Origin of the sequence: Flavobacterium notoginsengisoli, assembly GCF_042686225.1 — a bacterium.
Lineage (GTDB): Bacteria > Bacteroidota > Bacteroidia > Flavobacteriales > Flavobacteriaceae > Flavobacterium > Flavobacterium notoginsengisoli.
The window spans coordinates 74,207-98,976 of sequence record NZ_JBHUOT010000011.1 but is presented as its reverse complement, the minus strand read 5'-3'; the positions used below and the strand labels follow the sequence as shown (position 1 = coordinate 98,976).

Annotated in this window: 23 protein-coding genes; 12 read left to right on the top strand and 11 right to left on the bottom strand. The window is 32.1% G+C overall.

All coding sequences use genetic code 11. The features are described from left to right. Positions 1–91 precede the first annotated feature (91 nt). Together ACFS3A_RS21365 and ACFS3A_RS21360 are read left to right on the top strand one after the other, a co-directional pair. Positions 92–862: a Bax inhibitor-1/YccA family protein gene (locus ACFS3A_RS21365; RefSeq protein WP_379827598.1), complete on the top strand. Its 771-nt coding sequence runs from the start codon at positions 92–94 to the stop codon at positions 860–862. Between the two features lie 446 nt (positions 863–1,308). Beyond that, a complete protein-coding gene (locus ACFS3A_RS21360) occupies positions 1,309–3,786 on the top strand; it encodes a pectate lyase family protein (RefSeq protein WP_379827597.1) in 2,478 nt (825 codons plus the stop codon). 53 nt (positions 3,787–3,839) lie between these two features. Here the strand turns inward: ACFS3A_RS21360 and ACFS3A_RS21355 are convergent, their stop codons facing one another. From ACFS3A_RS21355 to amaB, 5 genes are all read right to left on the bottom strand, one after another. Further along, positions 3,840–4,241, bottom strand: coding sequence for a hypothetical protein (locus tag ACFS3A_RS21355; RefSeq protein WP_379827595.1), 402 nt, complete (start codon positions 4,239–4,241; stop codon positions 3,840–3,842). Next, entirely contained in the window at positions 4,225–4,788 is a 564-nt protein-coding gene (locus tag ACFS3A_RS21350) for a LemA family protein (protein WP_379827594.1), read from the bottom strand. Before ACFS3A_RS21350 ends, ACFS3A_RS21355 begins: the two co-directional genes overlap by 17 nt. A gap of 7 nt (positions 4,789–4,795) precedes the next feature. After that, on the bottom strand, positions 4,796–5,836 hold the full coding sequence (locus ACFS3A_RS21345) for a hypothetical protein (protein ID WP_379827593.1): 1,041 nt from the start codon (positions 5,834–5,836) through the stop codon (positions 4,796–4,798). Between the two features lie 31 nt (positions 5,837–5,867). Next, the gene (locus ACFS3A_RS21340) at positions 5,868–6,680 is read right to left on the bottom strand and encodes a leucine-rich repeat domain-containing protein (protein ID WP_379827592.1); all 813 of its coding nucleotides are present in this window, start codon (positions 6,678–6,680) and stop codon (positions 5,868–5,870) included. A gap of 154 nt (positions 6,681–6,834) precedes the next feature. After that, a complete protein-coding gene (gene amaB, locus ACFS3A_RS21335) occupies positions 6,835–8,388 on the bottom strand; it encodes an L-piperidine-6-carboxylate dehydrogenase (RefSeq protein WP_379827590.1) in 1,554 nt (517 codons plus the stop codon). 182 nt (positions 8,389–8,570) lie between these two features. On the opposite strand from amaB, the gene ACFS3A_RS21330 reads away from it, so the two are divergent. Next, positions 8,571–9,527, top strand: coding sequence for an MBL fold metallo-hydrolase (locus ACFS3A_RS21330; protein WP_379827588.1), 957 nt, complete (start codon positions 8,571–8,573; stop codon positions 9,525–9,527). A gap of 52 nt (positions 9,528–9,579) precedes the next feature. After that, positions 9,580–9,873, top strand: a complete 294-nt coding sequence (locus ACFS3A_RS21325) for a type II toxin-antitoxin system RelE/ParE family toxin (protein WP_379827586.1) — start codon at positions 9,580–9,582, stop codon at positions 9,871–9,873. On the opposite strand, the gene ACFS3A_RS21320 is transcribed toward ACFS3A_RS21325, so the two are convergent. The 3 genes from ACFS3A_RS21320 to ACFS3A_RS21310 form a co-directional block, all read right to left on the bottom strand. Continuing rightward, positions 9,870–10,181, bottom strand: a complete 312-nt coding sequence (locus tag ACFS3A_RS21320) for a hypothetical protein (protein ID WP_379827585.1) — start codon at positions 10,179–10,181, stop codon at positions 9,870–9,872. The genes ACFS3A_RS21325 and ACFS3A_RS21320 overlap by 4 nt on opposite strands. 135 nt (positions 10,182–10,316) lie before the next feature. Then, positions 10,317–10,856 (bottom strand): 3-hydroxyanthranilate 3,4-dioxygenase, encoded by a 540-nt coding sequence (locus ACFS3A_RS21315; RefSeq protein ID WP_379827584.1) that lies wholly within the window; start codon positions 10,854–10,856, stop codon positions 10,317–10,319. 103 nt (positions 10,857–10,959) lie between these two features. Next, positions 10,960–12,054, bottom strand: a complete 1,095-nt coding sequence (locus tag ACFS3A_RS21310; protein ID WP_379827583.1) for an endonuclease/exonuclease/phosphatase family protein — start codon at positions 12,052–12,054, stop codon at positions 10,960–10,962. A 136-nt stretch (positions 12,055–12,190) separates the two neighbouring features. Between ACFS3A_RS21310 and ACFS3A_RS21305 the strand changes: the two genes are divergently transcribed. The 5 genes from ACFS3A_RS21305 (at position 12,191) to ACFS3A_RS21285 (ending at position 17,854) form a co-directional block, all read left to right on the top strand. Beyond that, positions 12,191–13,273: a serine hydrolase domain-containing protein gene (locus ACFS3A_RS21305; RefSeq protein WP_379827582.1), complete on the top strand. Its 1,083-nt coding sequence runs from the start codon at positions 12,191–12,193 to the stop codon at positions 13,271–13,273. Positions 13,274–13,420: 147 nt separating this feature from the next. Then, a complete protein-coding gene (locus tag ACFS3A_RS21300; protein WP_379827581.1) occupies positions 13,421–14,320 on the top strand; it encodes a S66 peptidase family protein in 900 nt (299 codons plus the stop codon). A 159-nt stretch (positions 14,321–14,479) separates the two neighbouring features. Then, positions 14,480–14,851 (top strand): YraN family protein, encoded by a 372-nt coding sequence (locus ACFS3A_RS21295; RefSeq protein WP_379827580.1) that lies wholly within the window; start codon positions 14,480–14,482, stop codon positions 14,849–14,851. Between the two features lie 118 nt (positions 14,852–14,969). Beyond that, positions 14,970–15,626: a hypothetical protein gene (locus ACFS3A_RS21290; RefSeq protein ID WP_008466087.1), complete on the top strand. Its 657-nt coding sequence runs from the start codon at positions 14,970–14,972 to the stop codon at positions 15,624–15,626. Between the two features lie 893 nt (positions 15,627–16,519). Beyond that, positions 16,520–17,854 carry a hypothetical protein gene (locus ACFS3A_RS21285; RefSeq protein WP_379827579.1) on the top strand — a complete coding sequence of 445 codons (1,335 nt, stop codon included), beginning with the start codon at positions 16,520–16,522 and terminating at the stop codon, positions 17,852–17,854. 65 nt (positions 17,855–17,919) lie between these two features. On the opposite strand, the gene ACFS3A_RS21280 is transcribed toward ACFS3A_RS21285, so the two are convergent. Beyond that, positions 17,920–18,474: a DUF5683 domain-containing protein gene (locus ACFS3A_RS21280; RefSeq protein ID WP_379827578.1), complete on the bottom strand. Its 555-nt coding sequence runs from the start codon at positions 18,472–18,474 to the stop codon at positions 17,920–17,922. A gap of 180 nt (positions 18,475–18,654) precedes the next feature. Here ACFS3A_RS21280 and ACFS3A_RS21275 point away from each other — a divergent pair, with 180 nt between their 5' ends. Both ACFS3A_RS21275 and ACFS3A_RS21270 read left to right on the top strand, forming a co-directional pair. Beyond that, on the top strand, positions 18,655–18,804 hold the full coding sequence (locus tag ACFS3A_RS21275; protein ID WP_379827577.1) for a hypothetical protein: 150 nt from the start codon (positions 18,655–18,657) through the stop codon (positions 18,802–18,804). Further along, a complete protein-coding gene (locus tag ACFS3A_RS21270) occupies positions 18,788–19,294 on the top strand; it encodes a DUF6169 family protein (protein WP_379827576.1) in 507 nt (168 codons plus the stop codon). Before ACFS3A_RS21275 ends, ACFS3A_RS21270 begins: the two co-directional genes overlap by 17 nt. A gap of 62 nt (positions 19,295–19,356) precedes the next feature. Here the strand turns inward: ACFS3A_RS21270 and mfd are convergent, their stop codons facing one another. Together mfd and ACFS3A_RS21260 are read right to left on the bottom strand one after the other, a co-directional pair. Further along, positions 19,357–22,722, bottom strand: coding sequence for a transcription-repair coupling factor (gene mfd / locus ACFS3A_RS21265; RefSeq protein ID WP_379827574.1), 3,366 nt, complete (start codon positions 22,720–22,722; stop codon positions 19,357–19,359). Beyond that, positions 22,715–23,341 (bottom strand): hypothetical protein, encoded by a 627-nt coding sequence (locus ACFS3A_RS21260; protein WP_379827573.1) that lies wholly within the window; start codon positions 23,339–23,341, stop codon positions 22,715–22,717. Before ACFS3A_RS21260 ends, mfd begins: the two co-directional genes overlap by 8 nt. Before the next feature lie 420 nt (positions 23,342–23,761). Here ACFS3A_RS21260 and ACFS3A_RS21255 point away from each other — a divergent pair, with 420 nt between their 5' ends. Further along, positions 23,762–24,700: an L-threonine 3-dehydrogenase gene (locus ACFS3A_RS21255; RefSeq protein ID WP_379827572.1), complete on the top strand. Its 939-nt coding sequence runs from the start codon at positions 23,762–23,764 to the stop codon at positions 24,698–24,700. Positions 24,701–24,770 lie beyond the last annotated feature (70 nt).

Sequence of the window (24,770 nt, the reverse complement as noted above, 5' to 3'; positions counted from 1 at the left end):
TAAAGAAGAGAAATTCATGTTAAAAAATTCTTCTATCCAATTGCACTTCAAAAAAACTCCATATATTTGAATTCAATTAAATGTATAGATTATGAACTTTAATTCAAAAAATCCATTTTTAAACAGTAAGCGTTTTTCATCAAATGCTGAACCAAGAACAGAAGTACATCAGGCTCAGATTATTGATTACAATCAGGAAATGACGGTATCCGGAACAATTAACAAAACAGCAATCCTGTTCCTAATTTTATGCGGTGCCGCTATGGTGACCTGGTGGATGGCATTCAATGGAATGAATCCTATGTTACCTACTATTGGTGGTGCTATCGTTGGTTTTATTCTTGTATTGGTTTCTGCTTTCAAACCTCAGGCTTCTCCTTACCTAGCCCCTGGATATGCATTATTTGAAGGTTTATTTATAGGTGGTATTTCTGCCATATTTGAATTGAAATTCCCTGGTATTGTAATTAATGCCGTTGGAGCAACTTTGGTTACTTTCTTAGTTTGCCTTGGTTTATACAAATTTAAAATTGTTAAAGTTACAGAACAATTTAAATCTGTGGTGGTTGCAGCTACATTAGCTATTGCAACCTACTATTTGATTTCATGGCTTTTCTCTCTTTTCACAAGCTATACTCCTGTTCATTATGGAAATTCTATGATGAGTATCGGGATTAGTGTTTTTGTAATCGTGATAGCTGCACTTAATTTATTTTTGGATTTTGACTTAATTGAAAAAGGTGCAAAAGAAAGAATGCCAAAATTTATGGAATGGTACGGAGCAATGGGATTAATGATTACATTGGTTTGGTTGTATATTGAATTCTTAAGACTTTTTGCAAAAATAGCGAGCAGAGACTAATAAGTCTCATTTAAAATATATTATAGCCTTTTTGATTTTACTCAAAAAGGCTTTTTTATTGCCTTTTTTTAAATTTTACTATAAATTTAATATCCTTATATACAGACAACTTTTTAATTGTATAAAAAATCCCACCTCTTTTTTGAAAAAATTATCAAGTCTCAATTTGCAAAATCGGCAACTTAAAAAATAAGAATTAACTTAAAAAAATCTTTCACCCCCTTATTTTATTGAACATGTAATAAATTACATTAAAATGCAATTTATTACATGTTCAATAATTAAATTGTGTTATTTTTACACTATTCATTTATTTGTGTTAAAAATAATAAGAATTCAAAAAATATACATATTTTTGTGTAATCGATTACAATTTTCTTACCGTTATACTGGAAATTGTAATTAAAAAAACCACAAAAACTAAACAACCTCAAAAACCACAGATTATGAAAAAAAAATTACTTTACCTGATTTTGCTATTTGCTTCGATACAACTATCGGCACAAATAACATTTACTGAATCCTCAGGCTGGCTGGAATCTGCTTTTGTAAAATGGACACCTGTTTCCGGTGCAGATAGTTACAATGTCTATTACACGGGAGGTGGGCAAACCAATAAAAAAATTGATACTGAACTAATACGTAATTATGGTACTTACTTTCGTGCTGACATCCCAGGGCTCGCTGCGGGAACTTATACCATAACCGTAAAACCAATTTCTGCTGGTGCAGAAGGAACAGGATCCACAACTGGTACACTAACGGTTAAAGCACATGATCGAAGCGGATTTGCTTTTAACGCCGGGCGTGTTCCGGGCGCTTACAATGCAGATGGAACACCAAAAAGCAATGCTGTCATTATCTACATTACACAAAAAACCAAAAATACAGTTTCTTTAAATGTTACCGGAGCAACTTCAAATCCATGTGTAGGATTACAAACTATTCTGGACGGATTTAAAAAAGGAAGCGATACCAGACCTTTAATTATCCGAATGATTGGACAGATTACTAATTTATCTTACATGTTAAATGGAGATTTGGTTATCGAAAATAAAAAGAATGCTAACGCCTATATAACGTTGGAAGGAATTGGAAATGATGCTACAGCAGACGGCTGGGGAATAAGAGTCAAAAATGCTTCAAACATTGAAATCAGAAATATTGGAATTATGAATTGCGCTAGTGACGAAGGGGATAATATTGGACTTCAGCAAGACAACGATTATGTTTGGGTTCATAACTGCGATTTCTTTTATGGAAAAGCTGGAAGTGATGCCGATCAGCTAAAAGGAGATGGTGCATTAGACTGTAAAAAATCGACTTACGTAACTTTTTCATACAATCACTTTTGGGATTCAGGAAAATGCAACCTTTTAGGTTTAAGCGAAGGAACTACTGAAGGGCTGTATATTACCTATCATCATAACTGGTATGACCATTCTGATTCCCGTCATCCTCGCGTTCGTTACTATTCAGCACATGTTTATAACAATTATTATGACGGAAATTCAAAATATGGTGTAGGATCTACTATGGGGTCTTCTGTTTTTGTGGAAGCCAACTTTTTTAGAAACTGTAAATACCCAATGCTGACTTCTATGCAGGGAACCGATATTTTTTATGGTACTGGCGGAACATTTTCAAGTGAAGACGGGGGAACAATAAAAGCCTTCAATAACACAATAAGCGGGGAAACTCGTTTTGTAGCTTATAATGCTACTAGTTATCCTGTTGAGTTTGATGCTTATTTAGCATCAACAAGAAATGAAACTGTTAGCAATACTATAAAATCGAAAAAAGGGACCAAGACCTATAATAATTTTGACACCAATTCTAGTGTAATGTATACTTATACACCAGATAGTCCGGAAACTGCAAAAACGAACGTAATGCAATATGCAGGACGTATTTATGGAGGTGATTTACAATGGGCATTTGACAATTCTGTAGATGATAAATCAGACGCTGTTAATACAGGATTGCAAACTAAATTATTAAATTATCAAACTGGTTTAGTAAATGTACAAGGTGAAACACCTGTTGCTGAAAGTTCTCAAACTTTAACTACAGAAACGGACAATAATCAGACAGTAAGTGCAGGAACAGCAATAGAACCAATGATTTTTACCTGGGGTGGTGATGCAACAAATGCTACAGTAACCGGATTACCAGCTTCAGGAATAAGTTTTGTAAAAAACACTACCGACAAAACCATTACAATTTCCGGAACTCCAACAGCTAATGTTTCTTTCTCCATCGCTACAAGCGGAACAGGCGGAACTCCTGCAAATGCAACTGGAACTATTACTGTTGAAGGTACTGTGACCCCTCCAGCGGGAGATCAAATACATAATTTCACAGAATCCGGAACAAGTAGTACATTCTACACTATTAGCGGTAATCTTGCAACAAACAAAGGAACTGTAACTTATAATGGCCTAACTTTGACACAATGCTTAAAACTCGAAACGGCAACCAGCATTACATATACTACAACGCAGTCAAGCACTTTAACACTTGTATTAGTAGAAGCTGTAGGAACTGCAAAAATTGACGGAACAAATTATACTGCGACAGCCGGAATAATTACGGTGACTCTTCCAGCTGGAAATCATACTATTGCAAAAAAAGACACCGCAAATCTTTTTTACATCAAAACTGCTTATAGCGGCACTTTAAAAATAGATCAGTATGCTGAAACTCAAAATTTGGTTGTTTACCCAAATCCTGTAACGAATCAAATGTATATTTTAAGTGACAATGTTCAAAAAGTTGAGATCTACAATATTCTTGGATCATTAGTAAAAACAATTGAAAAAAATACAGAATCAATTGATATGAGCCACTTAACTACGGGGCATTATATCGTTAAAATTAAAACTGATAATGGTATCGTTATTAAAAAGATTATCAAAAAATAAACTCAATTAACTCAAACAAAAAGGCTTCCAGAATTTGGAAGCCTTTTTATTATTTATCTCTTTCGATTTCTAAATTCTTCTTGTTCACTCATCTTAACACGTTCGTTGAATAAATCTTTAATAGTCTGAAGATTTAGCAGAACAAACAAAAACATTCCGACAAAAATAGTTATCCAGCTATAAACAATCTTTACACCTGAAACATCTAAAGCAACTACATAAAAAATAATTGTTGGCAAAATAGCCACAAACAATGTCAATCCTAAAGACAACATCAAAGGATTAATAAAATAGCTATTCAGACTATTAAGACCAATTTTTCTAATAAATAGGGCAATAAACAACAGTGCAACAATACTAAAAATTACGGTTGCAAAACCATAAATTAAAACCTGATCACCAAGATTATTAATCTTAGTTTCATAACCAAAGAAAGTATTAAAACTGAATTCCATCGTATTTCTTCTCTTCAGGTGTTACATTGAATAAACCTTGCGTTTTATAGCCAATCATTTTTGCTAAAATAAAATTAGGAAACTCCTGAATCCCGACATTGTATAGATTTACACTATCATTAAAAAACTCTCGTCTGTCTGCGATTTTATCTTCCATTTGTGAAACTCTTTTCTGCAATTCCAGAAAGTTATTATTGGATAAAAGAGCCGGATAATTTTCTGAAACAGCAAACAGATTTTTCATGGTTTTTGAAAATTCATTGGCATTTTCTATTTTTTCTTCAACCGTTTTTGAATTTAAAAAATCAGTTCTTAATTTGGTCAAACTAGTCAGCATTGCTGTTTCGTGTTCCATAAATTTAGAAGCTACTTTTACCAGTTCCGGAACCTCTTCAGCTCTCTGCATCAGAATAACATCAATATTCCTGAATGCTTTCTCATAATTATTCTTAAGCATAACCAGCTTATTGTAAATTCTAATAAAAACATTAAAAAAGATAAGCAACAGAAGCAATCCGGCAATTATGGCAATGTTTTGAGCAGTCATATTTTCTTTAATTTAAAATGATATAAATGAGTATAAGAGAGATAAAAAATAAAGTCACCAAAAAAGAATCTAATAATGGTTTATATTTATTTCTGAATGATATATTTCGTGGCATAGCTATTCCAAAAGTATCCGAACTTCCTTTTTTTATTATGGTATTACCATTGTCTGAATCGGCATAACCAATAAGAAGCATGTAATCATTATTTTTTAGATAAGTTTCAGTATGTCTGGTTTTTCCACCTGCCTGATTGTCAATTCTGGTGAAATAATATTCTAATCCTTCCCCATCGACAGTTACAGATCCCGTTTCATCTTTTATCTTAAATTTTCCTGTTTTAATTTCTGTAAAAATGGTACTGTAAGTGGTTCTTCCGTCATCATCAGGTGGGCTTTCTTTTTCAATTTTGTAATAATATCCAATACAAGGTTTATTAAAGTAAGGCGAAATAATGGTTTCGATTTCTTCTAAATCGCCTACAATTTCAACTTGACCCATTGCTACAGCATCAATCTTTGAGGTTGGCAAAATAGCCTGCAGCCTCATAAATTTGCTTTTTTTACTTGGAAAAAATATATTACTTACGATAATGAAACCGGGAATAATTAGAAAAAGAAGTTTCAGGTTTCCATTTTCCCCCAAATAAATAAAAGCCAGAATAAGACAAATCAATACAAATATTCCAAGGATTTTTTTAGTCCACGGCGTTTTTTGAATATTGTGTTTTCGGTTGAATTTTTCTCTTTCTGCTTTTTCTTCTTTACTAGTGCGAATTCCCGAAACAATCATTCCAATAATAGCGAAAAGAAAGACTGAAGCAAATAAAAATAAAACAACTGCAAAAGGATAACTACTATTAATTAGAAAACTAATACCAATAAGCATTGGAGACACTACAAAAAAGAGCCAACTGGGAAATTTCAAATTAAATAAGCCCGAAAAAATTACTGTTTGAAATAAAGCAATTCCTAAACTGAAAATCATTAAAAATATAACAGTTCCTCCGTCCGCTTCATTTTGAGTAAGAAAATTCAAAAAATCATTCATAATTAAAATGGCAAATAGTTTATTCAAAGGCTTAAAATACAATTTCGACTTCCTTAGAAAGTAATTTTCTAATTCTATTTCTTTCTAAATCGGAAATTGGATTATTGCTCAAATCCAAACCGATAAGTTTGTCTAATTTATTAAGTTCATTTGGGATTTCGGTAATTTCATTGTGACTTAAAATTAGAAATTTCAAGTTTTTAAAATGTAAAATTTCTACTGGAAATACCTTTAGTTTTGTTTTAGACAGGTCAAGTTCTATAACTAGTTCCGGTTTTAACTTAGCGTCTTCCAAATTGTAGAAAGTTGTTTTTTCTTTTTTCTTTTCTTCTTTATTTCTACTCAGAAGTCCGAAACCTGCTAAAATTAGTGTTGCTACAAAAAAGATACACAGGAAAGCAACCCATACCGGATCTTCATTTTTTTCTGATGTAAAAAGCCTTTGGTAAACATAAAAGACCATTCCAAAGAATAAAACCAAAAACAAACCTAAAACGATTAGGAAAAACAGATATTTAAAAAACGTGAAAATGATTTTTTTCACAGTAGTGGTATTTTTTGCCAAACAAAAATAGATAACCAAAGTCAGAACTAAGATCCAAAAAATCGCTACTCCAATTTTGGCAACATCATTCCCGCTTTCAATAATTGAAAACGTAAAAGAAGTAGGAAACATTAAAACAAACCAAATAAGAATTCCTCCAAATCCTATTGACAAACAACCTGGCTTTTTAGACTTAGCAGTTGATTTAAGCCAAAGCCATGCTAAAAAGAATGACAAAAAGAGTAGTCCAATAAATGCATATCCAAAAGGAGTAAGTCCGGCCAAAAAAAATAAAGTCATTTTTAGTTTCTTATAAATTAAGCATCAATAAAGATGTTTGAGAAATAAAGGCGAATACAAATTAAAATAAAAATACTACAAATTTTGCCATTAAAAAAACCGCTTTTCTCAAATAATGAAAAAAGCGGTTGTATTTATTTTCAAACTTCTTGTACTACAAGTCAAATTTAATTCCCTGTGCTAACGGAAGATTTGTAGTATAATTAATGGTATTGGTCTGACGTCTCATATAAATTTTCCAGGCATCAGAACCTGATTCACGTCCTCCGCCGGTTTCTTTTTCACCACCAAAAGCACCTCCAATTTCAGCTCCTGAAGTTCCAATATTAACATTGGCAATTCCGCAGTCAGAACCTGTTACAGATAAAAATCTTTCTGCTTCTCTTAAATTATTGGTCATAATTGCCGACGATAATCCCTGCGCAACGCCATTCTGAATTTCGATTGCATTATCAACCTCTCCCGAATATTTTATCAGATATAAAACCGGAGCAAATGTTTCGTGCTGTACAATTTCAAAAGAATTCTCAGCTTCAGCAATTGCTGGTTTTACATAACAGCCACTTTCATAACCTTCTCCTGAAAGTACTCCTCCTTCGACCAAAATTTTTCCGCCTTCGGCCACTACTTTATTTAATGCTGCAGCATACATTTCAACAGCATGAACGTCAATTAGCGGTCCAACATGATTATTTTCGTCAAGCGGATTTCCGATTCTTAATTGTTTATAAGCAGCAACTAAAGCATCTTTTACTTTATCATAAATGCTTTCATGAATTATCAATCTTCGGGTAGAAGTACAACGTTGTCCAGCTGTACCAACTGCTCCAAAAACAGCTCCGATAACAGTCATTTTTATATCTGCATCCGGAGTGACAATAATGGCATTGTTTCCTCCTAATTCTAATAATGATTTTCCTAATCTTCCGGCAACTTTCTGGGCTACAATTTTTCCCATTCTAGTCGAACCTGTTGCAGAAACAAGTGGAATACGAGTATCGGCAGTCATTAATTCTCCTATTTTATAATCTCCATTGATCAAACAAGAAATTCCTTCTGGCAGATTATTTTCTTTAATAACCTGAGCAATTATATTTTGACAGGCAATACCACATAAAGGTGTTTTTTCTGAAGGTTTCCAAACACATACATCGCCAGAAATCCATGCTAATGCTGTATTCCAGGACCAAACCGCAACCGGGAAATTAAACGCCGAAATGATTCCAACAATTCCCAACGGATGATATTGTTCATACATTCTATGTCCCGGTCTTTCAGAATGCATCGTTAATCCGTGTAACTGGCGCGATAAACCAACAGCAAAATCGCAGATATCAATCATTTCCTGAACTTCTCCAAAACCTTCCTGCAATGATTTTCCCATTTCGTAAGAAACCAGTTTACCAAGTGCTTCTTTATTTTGACGTAATTTTTCTCCAAACTGACGTACAATTTCACCTCGTTGTGGCGCAGGAATTAATCGAAAAGTTTTAAAAGCTTCTGCTGCGGTTTGAATTGCTTTTTCATAATCCTCAGATGATGACATTTTTACCGAAGCGATTAATTTTCCATCAACTGGCGAATAACTTTCTAAAATTTCTCCAGATGAAAAATTATTTATTCCTGTTGATGTTCCTTCGTTTATCGTTTTGATGCCCAATTTTTCCAGAGCTTCCTTCATTCCAAATTGCGATGCTATTGTTGTCATTGTAACTTTTTTAGTTAAAATTGTTATATTACTAATGTAAAGATATTGTTTTAGAATTAATTTCTGACTGAAGTTAATTTATAAATAGACGTAAATTTAAGGTTATTTACTAGGATTAACAGAAATGGAAACTTATTAATTGAATTTATTTAATGAAATTTGCACTAATTAAAATAAAAAATATGCTTCATTTTTACCGAATATTACTTTGCTTTCTTTTAATTACATCAAATGCTTTTTCTCAAAAAGAAAATTCTTCTTTTCAGGTTGTTCCTTTAGGGGTAAAAGGCGGAATTGACGAAAAAAATCTTTCAGCATATTTATTAGCACCAATCAATACAAAAGATTTTATCTGTTTAGATGCCGGAACTATAAATGCCGGAATCGAAAAAGCAATTGAAAACAAAGTATTTAAAGTTTCAACCAGCGAAGTTTTAAAAAAATACATCAAAGGTTATTTGATATCTCACGCTCATTTAGATCATGTTTCGGGTTTAATAATCAATTCTCCTGCCGATTCTTCCAAAACAGTTTATGCAACACAAAAATGCATGGAAATGATGGAAAATCATTATTTTAATGACCAGACTTGGGCAAATTTTGGAGATAAAGGCCCCGGATTTCCATTGAAAAAGTATCACTTTCAGACTTTAAATATCCGTGAAGAAACTCCGATTTCAAACACTAAAATGGCCGTTAAAGCTTTTCCGTTAAGCCATGTCAATCCTTTTGAAAGCACTGCTTTTTTAGTTAAAAATGATAGTAGTTACGCTTTATATTTAGGAGATACGGGACCCGACGAGGTAGAAAAAAGCAATAATCTTCGTAATCTCTGGACTTCCATTGCTCCTTTGATAAAAGCCAAACAATTGAAAGGGATTTTTATTGAAGTTTCATTTCCAAATGAACAACCAGATAAATTTCTATTTGGGCATTTAACGCCAAATTATTTAATGAAAGAACTTCATGTTTTGGAAGATTTGGCTGGAAAAGGTTCTTTAAAGAATTTTAAAATCATTATTACACATTTAAAACCTCCAACAAAAAATATTTCTAAAATTAAAGAGCAGTTAAAAAATCAAAATGATCTAAGATTGATGATTATTTATCCTGAGCAAGGGAAAAAGTTTGAGTTGTAGAGCTTAGTTTTGTAAGTTATTTTTTATATTTTAGCTAAATATTTTTTGAACTATGAAAATTATTTGGTCAACAAATGCTAATTATACTTTTTATAAAACACGAGATTATTTAATTCATTACAGAAATAATGAAATTGCAAAAAAATTCGCCAATGAAGTTCTAAAAATTCTTGACTTGATTTCCAAAAACCCTTCTTTAGGTAAATTTAGAGATGATTTGGAGTGTAATGAAATATTAATTTCGAAGCATACATCTCTATATTACATTATCAATAAAAACTTTATTCTTTTAATTAGGTTTCATGATAATCGCCAAAAACCTTTAACAATCTTCGATCTTCATTAGATAATTCCCTTTCTCTTTAGTTCAATCAGCATGTCCTCATGAGTTGTAAAGTTTCCTTCTTCAAACTCACGTTTCGCCTGCTCAATCTCTGCCTTTAATTCCAGTCTAAAATTTTCTTCAGGAGAAAGTACTTTTGCGATAGATAATACTTCATCTGGAGTAAATGATTGTGCCTTCAATTTTCGATAAAAAGTAGGACTAGGAATTCCTACCTTTTCAATTATATATTTTTTCTTATAAGGAGATTTTTCCATTAAAACCTCAATATTATCAACTATATTCTTATATGCGATTATTTCTTGTATCATTTATGAATATTTTTTATTTCATTTACAATACAAATATATATCAAAAAAGAGCCAAATGTTGTTTTTTAACATTATTAAAAACAAAACCCAATAAGAATCAAATTCTTATTGGGTTTAATTTAAAACATTTATTCTTTATTTTTTCTCCACAAATCTAGGATCCGTTTCCATTACAGTTCCGCATTTATCGCAGGTTCTTAATTCTTCTGAATTGTAAAAATGCTCAAAGTGAGGAAGGAAATCTTTTTCGATATTGTGTAGTTCAAAATACACTTCATAAAGCTTATAATTACAATTGTCACAATGCCAAAGCAAGCCATCGGTGAAACCTTGTCCGGCACGTTTACGTTCAATTACCAATCCGATAGAACCTTCTGAACGAACAGGAGAATGTGGTACTTTTGCAGGATGTAAATACATATCACCGGCATTTAATTCCATTTCCTTACGTTCACCATCTTCCTGAATTACTACTTTTATACTGCCTTCTAATTGATAAAAAAGTTCTTCTGTTTCGTTATAATGATAATCTTTTCTCGCATTTGGTCCCGCCACAATCATTACGATATAATCACCAGAATCTACGTAAAGATTTTTATTTCCAACCGGCGGTTTTAATAAATGACGGTTTTCGTCAATCCATTTAGTTAAGTTGAAAGGTTTTGCTATAGCCATTTTTATTCAAAATTTATGAAAAGCTAAGGTAATGAAAAGTTTTCAGTCTCAGTTTACAGTCTCAGTTAATAACTGAAAACTGCGACTGCGACTGAAAACTCATTTAAAATTCTTTTATCAAATAAATATAAACAGGAAAATGATCACTGAAACCTGCTTCTGTCAATGTATTCCGCAGTGGATAACCTTTGTATTGTCCTGAACTCTGAATGATATAAGGTCGGTTAAAAATATTTGCTTTCCAAAAATTAAAAGTTGTAAAATCAGATTTTATTAGAGACTCTGTCATGATAATTTGATCGAAAATATTCCAGGAATCCCTAAAAGCAATTGTTCCCATTCCTTTATTTACCAATTCTTCAAACGGATTAAAAACACCAAATGCTGAGACTTCTGACTTTTTTCCTTTTGCTCCTAAAGCAATTTTTATACTAGTATTAATAGGTCCGTCATTAAAATCTCCCATCGTCATCACTTTTGCCTGCGGATTAATTTGTTGCAAGGAATCAATAATTTTCCGGTTTAATTTGCCCGCTGCTTCCCGAAAAAGAGTTGTAGCCTTTTCTCCGCCAGATCGGGAAGGCCAATGATTGACAATAATATGCATTTCTTCATTTTCTAAAAAACCCGAAACTAAAAGCTGATCCCGAGTAAAAACACGATTGCTATTTTCTTTTTTAACTTCGATTTCATCGTCTAAAATTTCAGACTCTTCTTCTTTCTTTGGAATATTCTTTTTGTAAATAATTAAAGGAATATTAGAAAAAGAAGTCGGTCGAAAATATTTTTTCTGATAAAGCAATGCCACATCAATTCCGCGTTTATCTGGTGAATCAAAATGAATAATTCCGAAATCAAATTGTTGCAGCTTCGGTTCTTTAATTAAATCTTCCAAAACCGCTCTGTTTTCAACTTCAGCACAGCCCAATAAAACCGGCGCATTAGAGTTTTCCGGTGTTCCAATTTCTGCAATTACTCTTGCCAGATTTTTTAGTTTTTGTTCGTATTTTTCTTTTGTCCAATGCTGAGTTCCTGTTGGCGTCCATTCATCATCATTTGTAAAATCATCATTTACAGTATCATATAAATTTTCAAAATTGTAAAATGCTATAGTGTGTATTTTATATTTTCTTGGTTGCGAATTTGAAGTGCTCCAACAGAAATACAAGCAATAAAAAATTAAAGTTACATAACGCATAAATCTCCATTAATTAAAGAAAACAATTTATAAAAAACATTTTATTTGTAAGAATTTTTACAGTAATTTATTTTGACTTTTCTTTTTTATATTCAAATTCTCCTGTAACTTGCTGACTCAATTTGTTAGTCAAAAAATGAAAAAAATCCTTTCGGTCTTTACGTTATTTTTAATTTACAGCAATCTTTGTTATTGCCAGAAAAGCAGCCAATTTGTTGACAGCATCAGGATAAAATACAATATTCCGGAAATTGCTTATGCGGTAGTTTCTTCCGATTCTGTTTTAGAAATAAATGCTTTAGGATATAAAAAAATCAACAGTTCATCAAAAGCAGAATTAGCTGATCGATTTAGATTAGGTTCAATTACCAAAACTATAACAGCATATTTAGCAGCTATTTTGGTTAAAGAAGGAAAAATAAAATGGGAAACGAAATTTTTTGATTTGTACCCCGAATTGAAAGCGAAAAGCAATCCCAAGTATCACAATTTTACTTTAAGAGATTTTATAACTTTTAGAGCGCAGATCCCAACCTGGTCTTATGGAAATGAAAAACCAACTCAGAAAGAAATAAAAGGAAATAATCCTGAACAGCGTTATGAGTTTATGAAATGGTTTTTCCAAAAAAGTTCCCCTATCTCAGAAAAACAAGATGTTTACTTGTCTAATCCCAGTTATGTTGCAGCAGGACTTATGCTCGAAAAAGCAACCGGGAAAACGTACGAAGCCTTAATACAGGAATTAGGAAAAAATCTGGATATTAGTTTTGATTTTGGTCAGCCAAATTTAAAAGACGAAAATCAGCCGTGGGGACACGATGAAAATCTGATTCCGGAAAAACCAGCTTTAAATTACAAATTAAACTGGCTTTCATCGGCAGGGAACATTAATGTAAGCTTACCTGATTATTGTAAATTTGTCCAAATGCAGCTTCTGGGTTTACAAGGAAAATCTAAACTTTTCACTGCTGAAGAATTTAATGATATGCATTTTGGTTTGTCTGAATTTTCATTTGGATGGTATTCAGAACGAAATAAAAACCAGTATTCCTTTCACAATGGAAATCCGGGAACATTTTTAACCAAAGTGTATATTTGTAAAGCCGCCAACAAAGCTTTTATTCTTTTTGCCAATGTGCAATCTAAAAAAGCAGATGAAGGATTGGTTTTTATTTTAAAAGAATTAGAAACTAAATATGGATGTACTCCGTTTTATTAAAACCAGAATTAAAATAATTTATAATTTTAAGCAAAAAGAAAAATGAATATCAAAAGCTTTCAATACTTCAAAAAACACTTTAATCTTTATAAAGTTGCATTTCTTATTTTTGCTTTTCAATCATTCACTTGTCAATCTCAACAAAACATGATAACACCACCTTATTTACAAAAAGGAGATACTGTAGCCCTTTTAGCGACAGCCAGAAAAAACATAGACGACAATTTAAAACCTACTATAGATTTACTTCACAATTGGGGATTAGAAGCTGTAGTTGGAAGCACAATCGGATTAGATTATCATCAATTGGCAGGAACAGACGAACAAAGAGCTGCCGATTTTCAAAAGCAAATGGACAATCCGAATATCAAAGCAATCTGGTGCGTTCGTGGCGGTTACGGAACTGTTAGAATGTTAGATTTATTGGATTTCACCAAATTCAAACAACATCCAAAATGGGTTATTGGTTTTAGTGACGTTACCGTTTTGCACAACCATTTGAATACCATGGGCTATAAATCTATTCATGGCATTATGCCCGTAACGGTTCCAAGAGCAACACCGGATGCTGTAAGTTCTTTAAAGGCTAGTTTGTTTGGAGAGCCAATTTCGTATTCAATTAGTCCAACTCCGATGAATCGTTTGGGAAATGCAACCGGGGAATTAGTCGGAGGTAACTTATCTATTCTATATAGTTTACTAGGATCGCCTTCTGCAATTGACTGCAGAGATAAAATCCTATTTATTGAAGATTTAGATGAATATCTATATCATATTGACCGTATGATGATGAACCTAAAACGAAATGGATGCATCGAAAATCTAAAAGGAATTATAATTGGTGGTATGACCAGCATGAAAGATAATGAAGTGCCGTGGGGGAAAAATGCTTTGGAAATTATTGATGATGTAACCAAAAAATATAATATTCCTGTAATTTTTAATTTCCCGGCAGGGCATATTAGAGATAACAGAGCCTTAGTAATGGGAAATACCGTTACTATAGAAGTTACCGCAACAGGAAGTACCGTTACTTTTAAAAAGTAATACCGTACAATTCCTTATTATAAGGATCCACAAATACCACATAAAATCTCGCAAAGACGCAAAGTCGCAAAGTTTAAATTTTACTTTGTGACTTTGCGTTTTTGCATTCGAAAACCTGAAACGTTAAACCTGAAACTTGAAACTCTAAACAAAAAAACAATGGCAGAACATAATGATTTAGGAAAATTAGGCGAAGATCTTGCTGCAGCACATTTGGAAGAAAATGGATATTCAATTCTGGAAAGAAACTTTGTTATCCAAAAAGCCGAAATAGATATAATTGCTCAAAAAGGTTCAATTGTAGCGATTGTAGAAGTTAAAACCCGTTCTGGTTTAGATTTTGGATCGCCACAAGATTTTGTGAAGTCTAAAAAAATTCAATTACTTATTAAAGCAGTAAATGCCTACATAAACGATAGGGAAAAGGATTTTAATGAAGATTTAGAAATCCGTTTTGACATCGTTGCGATCCATAAAAATGGCGAATCATTTGCAATTGAACATCTTACCGACGCTTTTTATCACTTTTAACATAATTTTTTATTGTTATAATTGTAACAATTTGTTTTTTTATTTATATTTGCAGAGATTTATAACATCGCAATGTTAAATTAATAACCAACCGAATACAAAAAAAAAAAAAAAGATTATGAAAACCGTTTCTTCTATTGTAGAAAACTACATTAAAACAAAACCATTTTTATTAAATGCCCTCTCACTCGGAATTATAAACCTGACTTCACTTTCGCGAAATATTATGACCGAATTAGAAAGTGAGTTTGGCAAAGAAGTAAAACAAGGCGCTGTTGTAATGTCTTTAAAACGACTTACAGAAGAACTGGATTTTAAACTGAACCACAAAATCAATAAAGTAATCAAAAATATTGGCGAGATTACGGTTCGTTCTGAGCTTACAGATTACACTTTTGCCGCTTCTGAAACTGTTTTAAACAAACAGGCAGATTTAATTTCTGATATTAATGCTTTATCCGACATTTTTTATACCTCATCTCGTGGTGTAAACGAAACCAATATTGTTGTTAGCAGTAGTGTTAATCACTTAGTTGAGAAACACTTTATGAGAGAAAAATTAATTCAGAAATTAGATAACTTAGCTTCAATTACTGTAAAATTACCAAAAGAAAATATCGTTGTTCCTGGTATTTATTACTTCATTTTCCAGCGTTTGGCTTGGGAAGGAATTATCATCAATGAAGTAATTTCGACTTCAAATGAATTTACAATTCTTGTTGGAGAAGATCAGGTTGATGTTGCTTTTAAAGTAATTAAAGACTTGAAAAACTAATTCAAAATATATTTAAGAATCAATTTTGATTCTTCTGCATAACAATCCTTTTGTCTTTACTTTAAAGATAAAAGGATTTTTTTTTGGAATAAAAACTACATTCTAAGCTATAATTTTAGTTTTAGCAAATAAGAATATTCTCAAAAGTCAAACTGTCAAATAAATTTTATTTTACAAAAGCGTCAAAATGACACTTACTTGTAAAAAGCCACTTTGCACCATATTTTATATCTTTCTTTAAAAAACTAACAAAAAATCCGAATTAAGTTTTTTTAGATATAATTTGTTGCGAATAATATTTTTATATATTTGTAAAACTATTAAACAAATGCAAATTGAATTATATCAAAAGAAAGTTATTTTATATAAAAAATGTAAAATAAGCCTATCCATAAAAAAACTTATAATCTTAAAAAATTAAGATTTGAAATCAAATATGTAAAGCAATCGAATTTATATAAGATTTTTAACTTCACAATAAAATTATCTAACCAAAACCACAATAATGCCATTAAAATCACTCCTCGGAGTGATTTTTTTTGCTATTTTAAAACCATTTTAACTGTTGTGAAAGAAGAAAAAACAGAAATCGAAACACATCCTAAAAAATCGAATCGTAGAAAATACATTTCTATTCCTGCTTTTCTTTGGTCTTAAGATCGAAATCTGTTTTTAAGAAGGAATTCCTTCAGAATTAAAATATTTTATCAAAATCATCAATTCACATATAAAAAACTAACAATCAAATAATTAAATTTCTGTTTAAAAATTGAAAGCGAAGGAAAATTTGCTTTGTCTTTTTTATACATAAAAATAACCTAAAAATGAGGTTTCCCGTATAGATTTCATTATATAATTTCATTTTTTTACGAAGAAATTTAATCCCTAGATCAATGAAAAGAAAATTACTTTTAATTATTGTCCTTCTAATAGGAGGATTATTTGTTTCCTGTTCCGGCGACGATTCCGGAGATAAAACTCAAAATCCTGTTCTGCCAGAAATAAAAGAACCGCTGCCTATTACAATTACAGAGCTTTCTTCTGATTTTATAATAAATGGACAAAATTTAGAACTTAAAGGAACCAATTTTATTAACAAAGATTACCCAACAATAATATTGTTTAATGACACTGAACAAGTAACAGCTAAAGAAGTTACCGATACCAAAATTGTAATTCCAATTACAGATGCAATAAAAGCAGGCATAAATTCTGTAAAAGTCCAAATTAATAAAACATTAAGCAGCCGTTCCAACTTTTTTGTGATGAAAAAAGGATGGAATAAATTGAATGGCTTAGGTAATATTGATATTCACACATCTAATGTCTTTGATGACAGTAACTCTATTTTCTCCTTTGCAGATAGCGATACTCGCGACTTTGCATTTTGGGGATTCCCGGCAAAATTGCAAGCAACATCAGAAGGTCTTACGAAAACTAATGTTAAACAAAATGGCGGGAGTTACGGTGCCTTCAAAATGGTAAATGACAAGATCGGTGTTCTAACAAATACCAATGAGGCTTTTTATTCAAATAACGGTTTCGAAACCAACAATTCAACTACTGTTAATTCTTCTTTCAGTCCTAACATTAACGGATTAAATATTGGTTATGCTGATCAAAATATGAGTATTGTAACTACGTTTAGAGGCGGACAGATTTACACAGCAGATAATGGAGCTACAATTATTAAAAATGAAGTCTTGAAATGGACAGCCAGAGGAAGTTTTTACAGAGCTTATATCACCTCTTTTGCAAAATCTGCCTCAAATGGTAAGTTTTATCAGTTGGGAGTAATAAATGATTTTATGAAAGAAGGTTCCAATAAACATAGGAATATCGTATTAGAATCGACAACCGGATATAGTAACTGGACTGTCATCGATACCATTTCTAAAGCAAACCTTGACCTGACCCACTCTTATAAATTCTTAAACATCAACAAAGTTCTTGTTATTGATGTTACTAATAAAGCTCTGGTTGCTTCCACCGATATGTTAAAAACATGGAACACGATAAAGACAGATGTATCGTCTGTATTTTTAAGGACAGAGACTCAATGGTACATACAATCAGGGGATAAGATATTTGTAACTAAAGACTCCGGGGTGTCATGGGAATTAGAATTGGAATTACCAGCCGGTTCGGTTGTAAATGATATTTCTTTTTCTAAATCAAAAATTATTGTTTCAGGAAATAAAGGTTTACATTATCTAAAACTAGAATAATCTAATACTTTTTACAATGTAAGAAAGGCGTATGATATTTTCATACGCCTTTCTTATTTTTAGCTTTAAAACGAATAATTCAGAGCAAATCCAAAATCGTTTTTTAAAGTGATATCATTTTTTATAACAGCAGGCTTAAACGCCAGTTTTTCGTCTACATTAAATTGTGATAAGGCAGCATCGATATTGGCATCAATAATATTGAGGACGTAAAAACCAACCATAAATAAAGCAGATAAATCTCTATTTCTTTGAAATCCTTTTTGGATTCTCATCAATCTGTTTTCGTCTAACTCGGCAAGACTTGGATTTTTACTTGGTACTCCTTCAAGTCTGCTTTTATATTCATCACGATACAAATTATAATTCTTCTGATTATCAATGTACAAATACGTACTTGTTCCAATTGCTCCATAAACCAAAGGAAGCTTCCAATATTTCTTATTATAAATTTGTCCTAAACCAGGAAGAATTGCCGAATAGAATGCCGCTTTTGAAGGTCGAAGCGGATCAATCGTTTCTGATTTTAAAGAATCTTTTAAAACGATTTTACCTTTTTCCTGAGCGAAGATTGTAGTCAATCCTAAAAATAAAAATAGGAGAATAAGTTGATTCTGCATATAAAGTGGTCTTTGAAAATTTGGATCAAAGAAAACTTTTTAGTTCTAAGATTTTTCTTAAATAAAAGATAAAGAAAACTTAATTTTTAAAACGATCTAAAAATCAGGCAACTATCTTTTAAATGAAAAAATAATACTACAAATTTTGCAATATTAAACTTAAATTTGTTTCTTTGCGATATGAAATCTACAGTAGTAAATAAAGAAGTTATTAAAGAAGCAATTATCAAAATGAGAGAAGATAAGATTGCTGTACGTTCTTTTTTGCAAGGAAAAACTTCTGCTGAAACCTTAACTTCAAAAGGTATCAAACTTGTTAAAACAATATAATTATACTTTTAATTCTGATTCTGGTTATTATAGTTTTTTCACAAAAAGACAAATTGAATACCGAGTTGCTTTCTATGAAGATTTCACATTAGCTTCCTGTATTAGTGACAGTATAGGACTTGGAAATGTGTATCAAATTACCATAGATAAAATTAGTGATCAGCCTTCGCAATTTGATCTACTGATTTCTGTAACAATCAAAAACATTATTACTGCTTTCTTTGAAAATATTCAAAATGCATTAATCTATGTTTGTGATGATAATGATAATAAAGCCTTTCAAAGATTTTCTGTTTTTGATAGATGGTATAATAAAAGCTCTATGACTGATTATATTACTAAGATTAATAATATTATCGAATTTGACTTGGATAATGAAACCATTAAACTCTATACCTCTTTGATGTTTCATAAAGAAAATCCTAACAGTAAAAACATAGAAAAAGCTTTTAGCAATATCAACAATACGCTAAATGGAGAAAAACCATAGCCTTTACTAAAAAAGAGCAATATAAATATTTATATCGCTCTTTTTTGTAACTTAATGATTATTTACTCCTCAAACAACTCCATCAATTCCAGCGCACGTTTGATAGACTTCACATTTTCAAAAGTCAACAATAAACGTAATCCGTTTACGGTTTGTTTTTCTTTCATTTTGCAAAGATTACTATGCTTCTGAACAAAGTTTAAAACATTTCTAAACTTCACCGATTGGTAATAATCTGATTGCTGGTCTGAGACAAAATAACCAATCATTTTGCCTTGCTTCAAAACCAGTTTCTCGATTCCTACTTTCGTTGCAATCCATTTTATTCTGATGCTGTTTAACAATGCAGTTGCTTGTTTTGGCAGCGGTCCAAAACGGTCAATTAGTTTTCTTTCGAATTCCTGTAAACCGGCTTCGTCTTTTATAGCACCTAATTCATTATATAAAACCAAACGTTCCGAAACATTATTGATATATTCATCCGGGAACAACAATTCAAAATCAGCATCGATCTGAATGTCTTTTACGTATTCTTTAGTATCGATATTATTTTCTTCCGGATACAAATCTTTGAATTCATTTTCTTTCAATTCCTCGATGGCTTCGTTCATGATTTTTTGGTACGTATCAAAACCAATTTCATTAATAAAACCGCTTTGTTCTCCACCTAATAAATCTCCTGCTCCGCGAATTTCAAGATCTTTCATTGCAATGTTGAAACCGCTTCCTAATTCGCTGAATTGTTCTAAAGCCTGAATACGTTTTCTTGCATCTTCGGTCATGGATGAATATGGCGGACAAATGAAATAACAGAATGCTTTTTTGTTGCTTCGCCCAACACGTCCACGCATTTGATGTAAATCTGACAATCCGAAATTATTGGCATTGTTGATGAAAATGGTGTTGGCATTTGGAACATCTAAACCACTTTCGATAATTGTAGTTGCCACCAAAACATCAAAATCTCCGTTCATGAAACCTAACATCAATTCTTCCAGTTTGGCACCATCCATTTGTCCGTGACCAATTCCGACTCTGGCATTTGGAACCAAACGCTGAATCATTCCGGCAATTTCCTTTATATTTTCGATACGGTTATTGATAAAGAAAACCTGTCCGTTTCTTTGAATTTCATACGAAATGGCATCACGAATAATCTCTTCATTAAAACCAACTACATTCGTTTCAATTGGATAACGATTTGGCGGGGGCGTTGTAATTACGGATAAATCTCTTGCTGCCATTAACGAAAACTGAAGTGTTCTCGGAATTGGCGTTGCAGTCAAAGTTAATGTATCGACATTTGCCGCTATTGTTTTTAATTTATCTTTTACGTTTACACCAAACTTTTGTTCCTCATCGACAATTAATAAACCCAAGTCTTTAAAAACTACATTTTTATTTACTAATTGATGTGTTCCAATAACGATATCGAGTTTTCCTTCGGCTAAATCTTTTAAAGTCTGTGTTTTTTGTTTTGCCGTTCTAAATCGGTTTAAATAGCCAATAGAAACCGGCATATCTTTTAAACGCTCTGAGAAAGTTCTGTAATGCTGATACGCTAAAATCGTAGTCGGAACCAAAACAGCTACTTGTTTACTATTATCAACTGCTTTAAAAGCCGCACGAATGGCAACTTCTGTTTTTCCGAAACCAACATCACCACAAACCAGACGATCCATTGGTCGATCACTTTCCATATCGGCTTTTACTTCTGCCGTTGATTTGGTTTGATCTGGTGTATCTTCGTAAATAAACGAACTTTCTAATTCGTTTTGCAGATAACTGTCCGGCGCAAACTGAAAACCTTTTTCTAAACGACGTTTTGCATACAACTGAATTAAATTGAATGCAATATGTTTGACACGTGCTTTGGTTTTTTGTTTTAAAACCTTCCACGCATTTGATCCTAATTTATATATTTTTGGAGGTGTCCCGTCTTTTCCGTTGTATTTTGAAATTTTATGAAGCGAGTGAATGCTTACATACACAATATCATTATCGGCATAAACCAGCTTAATAGCTTCCTGTGTTTTGCCTTCTACCTGAATTTTCTGTAATCCGCCAAATTTTCCAATTCCATGATCAATATGTGTTACAAAATCGCCGACAGAAAGTGCAGTTAACTCTTTTAAAGTGATATTCTGTTTTTTAGAATAACCGTTTTTGATGTTGAATTTATGATAACGCTCAAAAATCTGATGATCGGTATAAGCCGTAATCTGATTTTCTTCATCAATAAACCCTTGGTATAAAGGCAATACGATTGTATTATACTGTTTTCTTATATTCTCTGAATTGGCTTCGTCTAAAGATTCAAAGATATCATGAAAACGTTTCGCCTGCGTTTCATTCGAACAGAACAAATAATTTTTGTATCCGTTAAAATGATTGTCGCTCAAATTATTCAGTAGCAAATCAAATTGTTTGTTGAAAGATGGCTGAGGCTGAATATGAAATTCGAACTTTTTTGTTGTCTTAAAAATTGGTTTTGAAGCCAATTCTACAATCGAAAAGTCCAAAGCTCTTTTAATAAACGACGTTTGATTTAAGAATAACTGCTCAGGTTCAGCATGTTTTATTTCTTTGGATAATTTCTCAAAAGCTTCTTCTGCTCTTGCAAATTGTTTATCTAACTGACTGAAAAGTCCATCTGCATTTTGGATAAAAAGAACTGTTTTTTCAGCAATATAATCCAGGAAACTTTCTCGGTTTTCCTGAAAAATCTTGTTTTCAACATTCGGAATAATTGTGATTTTTTTATGTGTTTCGACAGACAATTGCGTTTCAACATCAAAACTACGAATACTGTCTACTTCATTTCCAAAAAACTCAATTCTGTAAGGATGATCATTGGAAAAAGAAAAGACATCTACAATTCCTCCACGAACCGAAAATTCTCCGGGCTCTGTAATAAAATCTACTCTTTTAAATTCGTATTCAAACAAAACTTCGTTGATAAAATCGATTGAAATTTTGTCATTTAAAGCGACTTTCAAAGTGTTTTTATCTAACTGCTGACGTGTTACCACTTTTTCGAAAAGTGCTTCCGGATAGGTAACAATAATAGCTGGTTTTTTTCGGGAATTTATTCGGTTTAAAACTTCAGCGCGAAGCAAAACATTGGCATTATCTGTTTCCTCAATCTGATAAGGACGGCGAAATGAAGCAGGATAAAACAAAACATCCTGTTCTCCAATCATTTGTTCCAAATCGTTTAAATAATAAGCTGCTTCTTCTTTGTTATCTAAAACAACTAAAAAAGGCAGTTCAGTTTTCTTAAAAACAGAACGGATTATAAAAGAAACTGCAGATCCTAATAAACCATTAAGGTTCATTTTGATCTGATTTCCTTCCAGTAAACTTTTGGCAATCTGCTCTGCTTTTGGCAGATTATCATAAATTGTATATAAGGCGTTTTTACTCAACTTTTGGTGCGTTTTGATCTGTTCGTTGTAATGGAACCTGAGGAGCGGTCGAATTTGGGATTGCGCGCGTTGTATCTAACATTCTTAAGAAATCTTCTTCTCCTTGTTCTTTAGGTATTTTAGCTTTTTCGACAATTTTATCCATTTGTCTTTCCAGTGAAATCAGTTCTTTATTAATTTCCTGAACCAGAAAAACTACTTTATCGTCCGGAATAGTATTTAAATGAATAAACAAATCCAACATTTTGATTTTAGTAATTAAAATAGAAATACGGCTTTTGATTTGCGGCTGATTGAATTGTTCCGGAATATTATTGTTTAAAGCTATCGCTTTCTTAGAAATCGCTGCCGATTTTTTTTGAAATGCCCCAATCGTTTTTCTTGGTTTATCGCCAATTTCTTTGATAAAGTCGCGCCACTCTGTCCAGGAATTTAATTGTGATTCCGAGATTTCATTAATTGGCTCGTCAATAAATGTCCAACCTTTATTAATGTTAGTAAAGATTTTTTCTTTTTTCTTAGCTTCTTTTGCATTTTCGGCAAGACGCTTTTCATTCTCATTTTGACAAGATTGCAGTCCAAAAATCAAAAGTAAAAACAGCGCTATTCTATATTTCATTTCATAAAATGTTAGGGTGCAAAGTTACAAAGTAAATTTACAATTACGAATTCTGTTTTTTGCTAAAGAATCTATAAATCAAGGTTATTTTTTTACTGCAGAATTTATAGATTAAATCTTAGCAAATCATTCTTTGTTTTTAAAATTTGCACATGAAAAATTTAACCACAAAGCACGCAAAGATTTTTAAATTAAGTCGTTTTATAAAAACACAAAGTTCGTAAAGCTGGCTCTGGCTTTGCGAACTTTGTGTTTTTAAACTTACTGCAAGATAAAATCTTTGCGGTAAATAACTGCACGCTATCAACGAAGAATAATCCAATAAACAAACTTTTTAATTATCGAATTAATAATTTATGATTCTAAAAAGCACAAGTAATTGCGAAAACGTTATATTTGTGTCTCTAAAAATCATCGGAAATGAATCCTAAAATATTAATCATTGGTGCCTGTGGTCAGATTGGAACAGAGCTGACGCAAAAACTGCGTAAATTATACGGAACCGAAAATGTTATCGCTTCTGATATTCGAAAATTAAATACTGATGTTGTTAATTCAGGACCTTTTGAAGTCGTCAATGCTTTAGATTTTAACCAGATCGAACATTTGGTAGAAGTACATCAAATTACTGATGTTTATTTGATGGCTGCTCTTTTATCTGCTACAGCTGAAAAAAACCCTGCTTTTGCCTGGGACTTAAATATGAATTCGCTTTTTCATGTTTTAAATTTAGCGAAAGCCAAAAAGATTCAAAAGATTTTTTGGCCTTCGAGTATTGCCGTTTTCGGACCAACAACTCCAAAAGAAAATACGCCTCAATATACAGTAATGGAACCTTCAACTGTTTACGGAATAAGTAAACAATCCGGCGAAAGATGGTGCGAATATTATCATAATATTTATGGTGTTGATGTGCGCAGTATTCGTTATCCTGGTTTAATAAGCTGGTCTACTCCTCCGGGAGGCGGAACTACAGATTATGCAGTTGATATTTTCTACAAGGCAATTGCCGATAAAAAATACGAATGCTTTTTATCGTCTGAAACCAAAATGCCAATGATGTACATGGATGATGCCATTGATGCAACGATCAATATTATGAAAGCGCCAGTTGAGCAAATCAAAATACATTCGTCTTATAATTTAGCTGCAATGAGTTTTACGCCAACTGAAATTGCTGCCGAAATCAAAAAACATATTCCAGAATTTGAGATTACTTACAATCCTGATTTCCGTCAAAAAATTGCAGACAGCTGGCCGGCAAGTATCGATGATTCTTCAGCAAGAGAAGACTGGAACTGGAATCATAAATTTGATTTGGAATCAATGACTAAAGATATGATTGAGCATTTGAGTTAAATCTTGACATTCTCAGAAATAAAAAGTCCCGTTTATTAATTTAAACGGGACTTTCTTTTTTCTTTTTGAA

Coding starts and splice junctions, on each gene's coding strand:
- ACFS3A_RS21365 (WP_379827598.1), top strand. CDS start 92: ATGAACTTTAATTCAAAAAATCCATTTTTAAACAGTAAGCGTTTTTCA.
- ACFS3A_RS21360 (WP_379827597.1), top strand. CDS start 1,309: ATGAAAAAAAAATTACTTTACCTGATTTTGCTATTTGCTTCGATACAA.
- ACFS3A_RS21355 (WP_379827595.1), bottom strand. CDS start 4,241: ATGGAATTCAGTTTTAATACTTTCTTTGGTTATGAAACTAAGATTAAT.
- ACFS3A_RS21350 (WP_379827594.1), bottom strand. CDS start 4,788: ATGACTGCTCAAAACATTGCCATAATTGCCGGATTGCTTCTGTTGCTT.
- ACFS3A_RS21345 (WP_379827593.1), bottom strand. CDS start 5,836: ATGAATGATTTTTTGAATTTTCTTACTCAAAATGAAGCGGACGGAGGA.
- ACFS3A_RS21340 (WP_379827592.1), bottom strand. CDS start 6,680: ATGACTTTATTTTTTTTGGCCGGACTTACTCCTTTTGGATATGCATTT.
- amaB (WP_379827590.1), bottom strand. CDS start 8,388: ATGACAACAATAGCATCGCAATTTGGAATGAAGGAAGCTCTGGAAAAA.
- ACFS3A_RS21330 (WP_379827588.1), top strand. CDS start 8,571: ATGCTTCATTTTTACCGAATATTACTTTGCTTTCTTTTAATTACATCA.
- ACFS3A_RS21325 (WP_379827586.1), top strand. CDS start 9,580: ATGAAAATTATTTGGTCAACAAATGCTAATTATACTTTTTATAAAACA.
- ACFS3A_RS21320 (WP_379827585.1), bottom strand. CDS start 10,181: ATGATACAAGAAATAATCGCATATAAGAATATAGTTGATAATATTGAG.
- ACFS3A_RS21315 (WP_379827584.1), bottom strand. CDS start 10,856: ATGGCTATAGCAAAACCTTTCAACTTAACTAAATGGATTGACGAAAAC.
- ACFS3A_RS21310 (WP_379827583.1), bottom strand. CDS start 12,054: ATGCGTTATGTAACTTTAATTTTTTATTGCTTGTATTTCTGTTGGAGC.
- ACFS3A_RS21305 (WP_379827582.1), top strand. CDS start 12,191: ATGAAAAAAATCCTTTCGGTCTTTACGTTATTTTTAATTTACAGCAAT.
- ACFS3A_RS21300 (WP_379827581.1), top strand. CDS start 13,421: ATGATAACACCACCTTATTTACAAAAAGGAGATACTGTAGCCCTTTTA.
- ACFS3A_RS21295 (WP_379827580.1), top strand. CDS start 14,480: ATGGCAGAACATAATGATTTAGGAAAATTAGGCGAAGATCTTGCTGCA.
- ACFS3A_RS21290 (WP_008466087.1), top strand. CDS start 14,970: ATGAAAACCGTTTCTTCTATTGTAGAAAACTACATTAAAACAAAACCA.
- ACFS3A_RS21285 (WP_379827579.1), top strand. CDS start 16,520: ATGAAAAGAAAATTACTTTTAATTATTGTCCTTCTAATAGGAGGATTA.
- ACFS3A_RS21280 (WP_379827578.1), bottom strand. CDS start 18,474: ATGCAGAATCAACTTATTCTCCTATTTTTATTTTTAGGATTGACTACA.
- ACFS3A_RS21275 (WP_379827577.1), top strand. CDS start 18,655: ATGAAATCTACAGTAGTAAATAAAGAAGTTATTAAAGAAGCAATTATC.
- ACFS3A_RS21260 (WP_379827573.1), bottom strand. CDS start 23,341: ATGAAATATAGAATAGCGCTGTTTTTACTTTTGATTTTTGGACTGCAA.
- ACFS3A_RS21255 (WP_379827572.1), top strand. CDS start 23,762: ATGAATCCTAAAATATTAATCATTGGTGCCTGTGGTCAGATTGGAACA.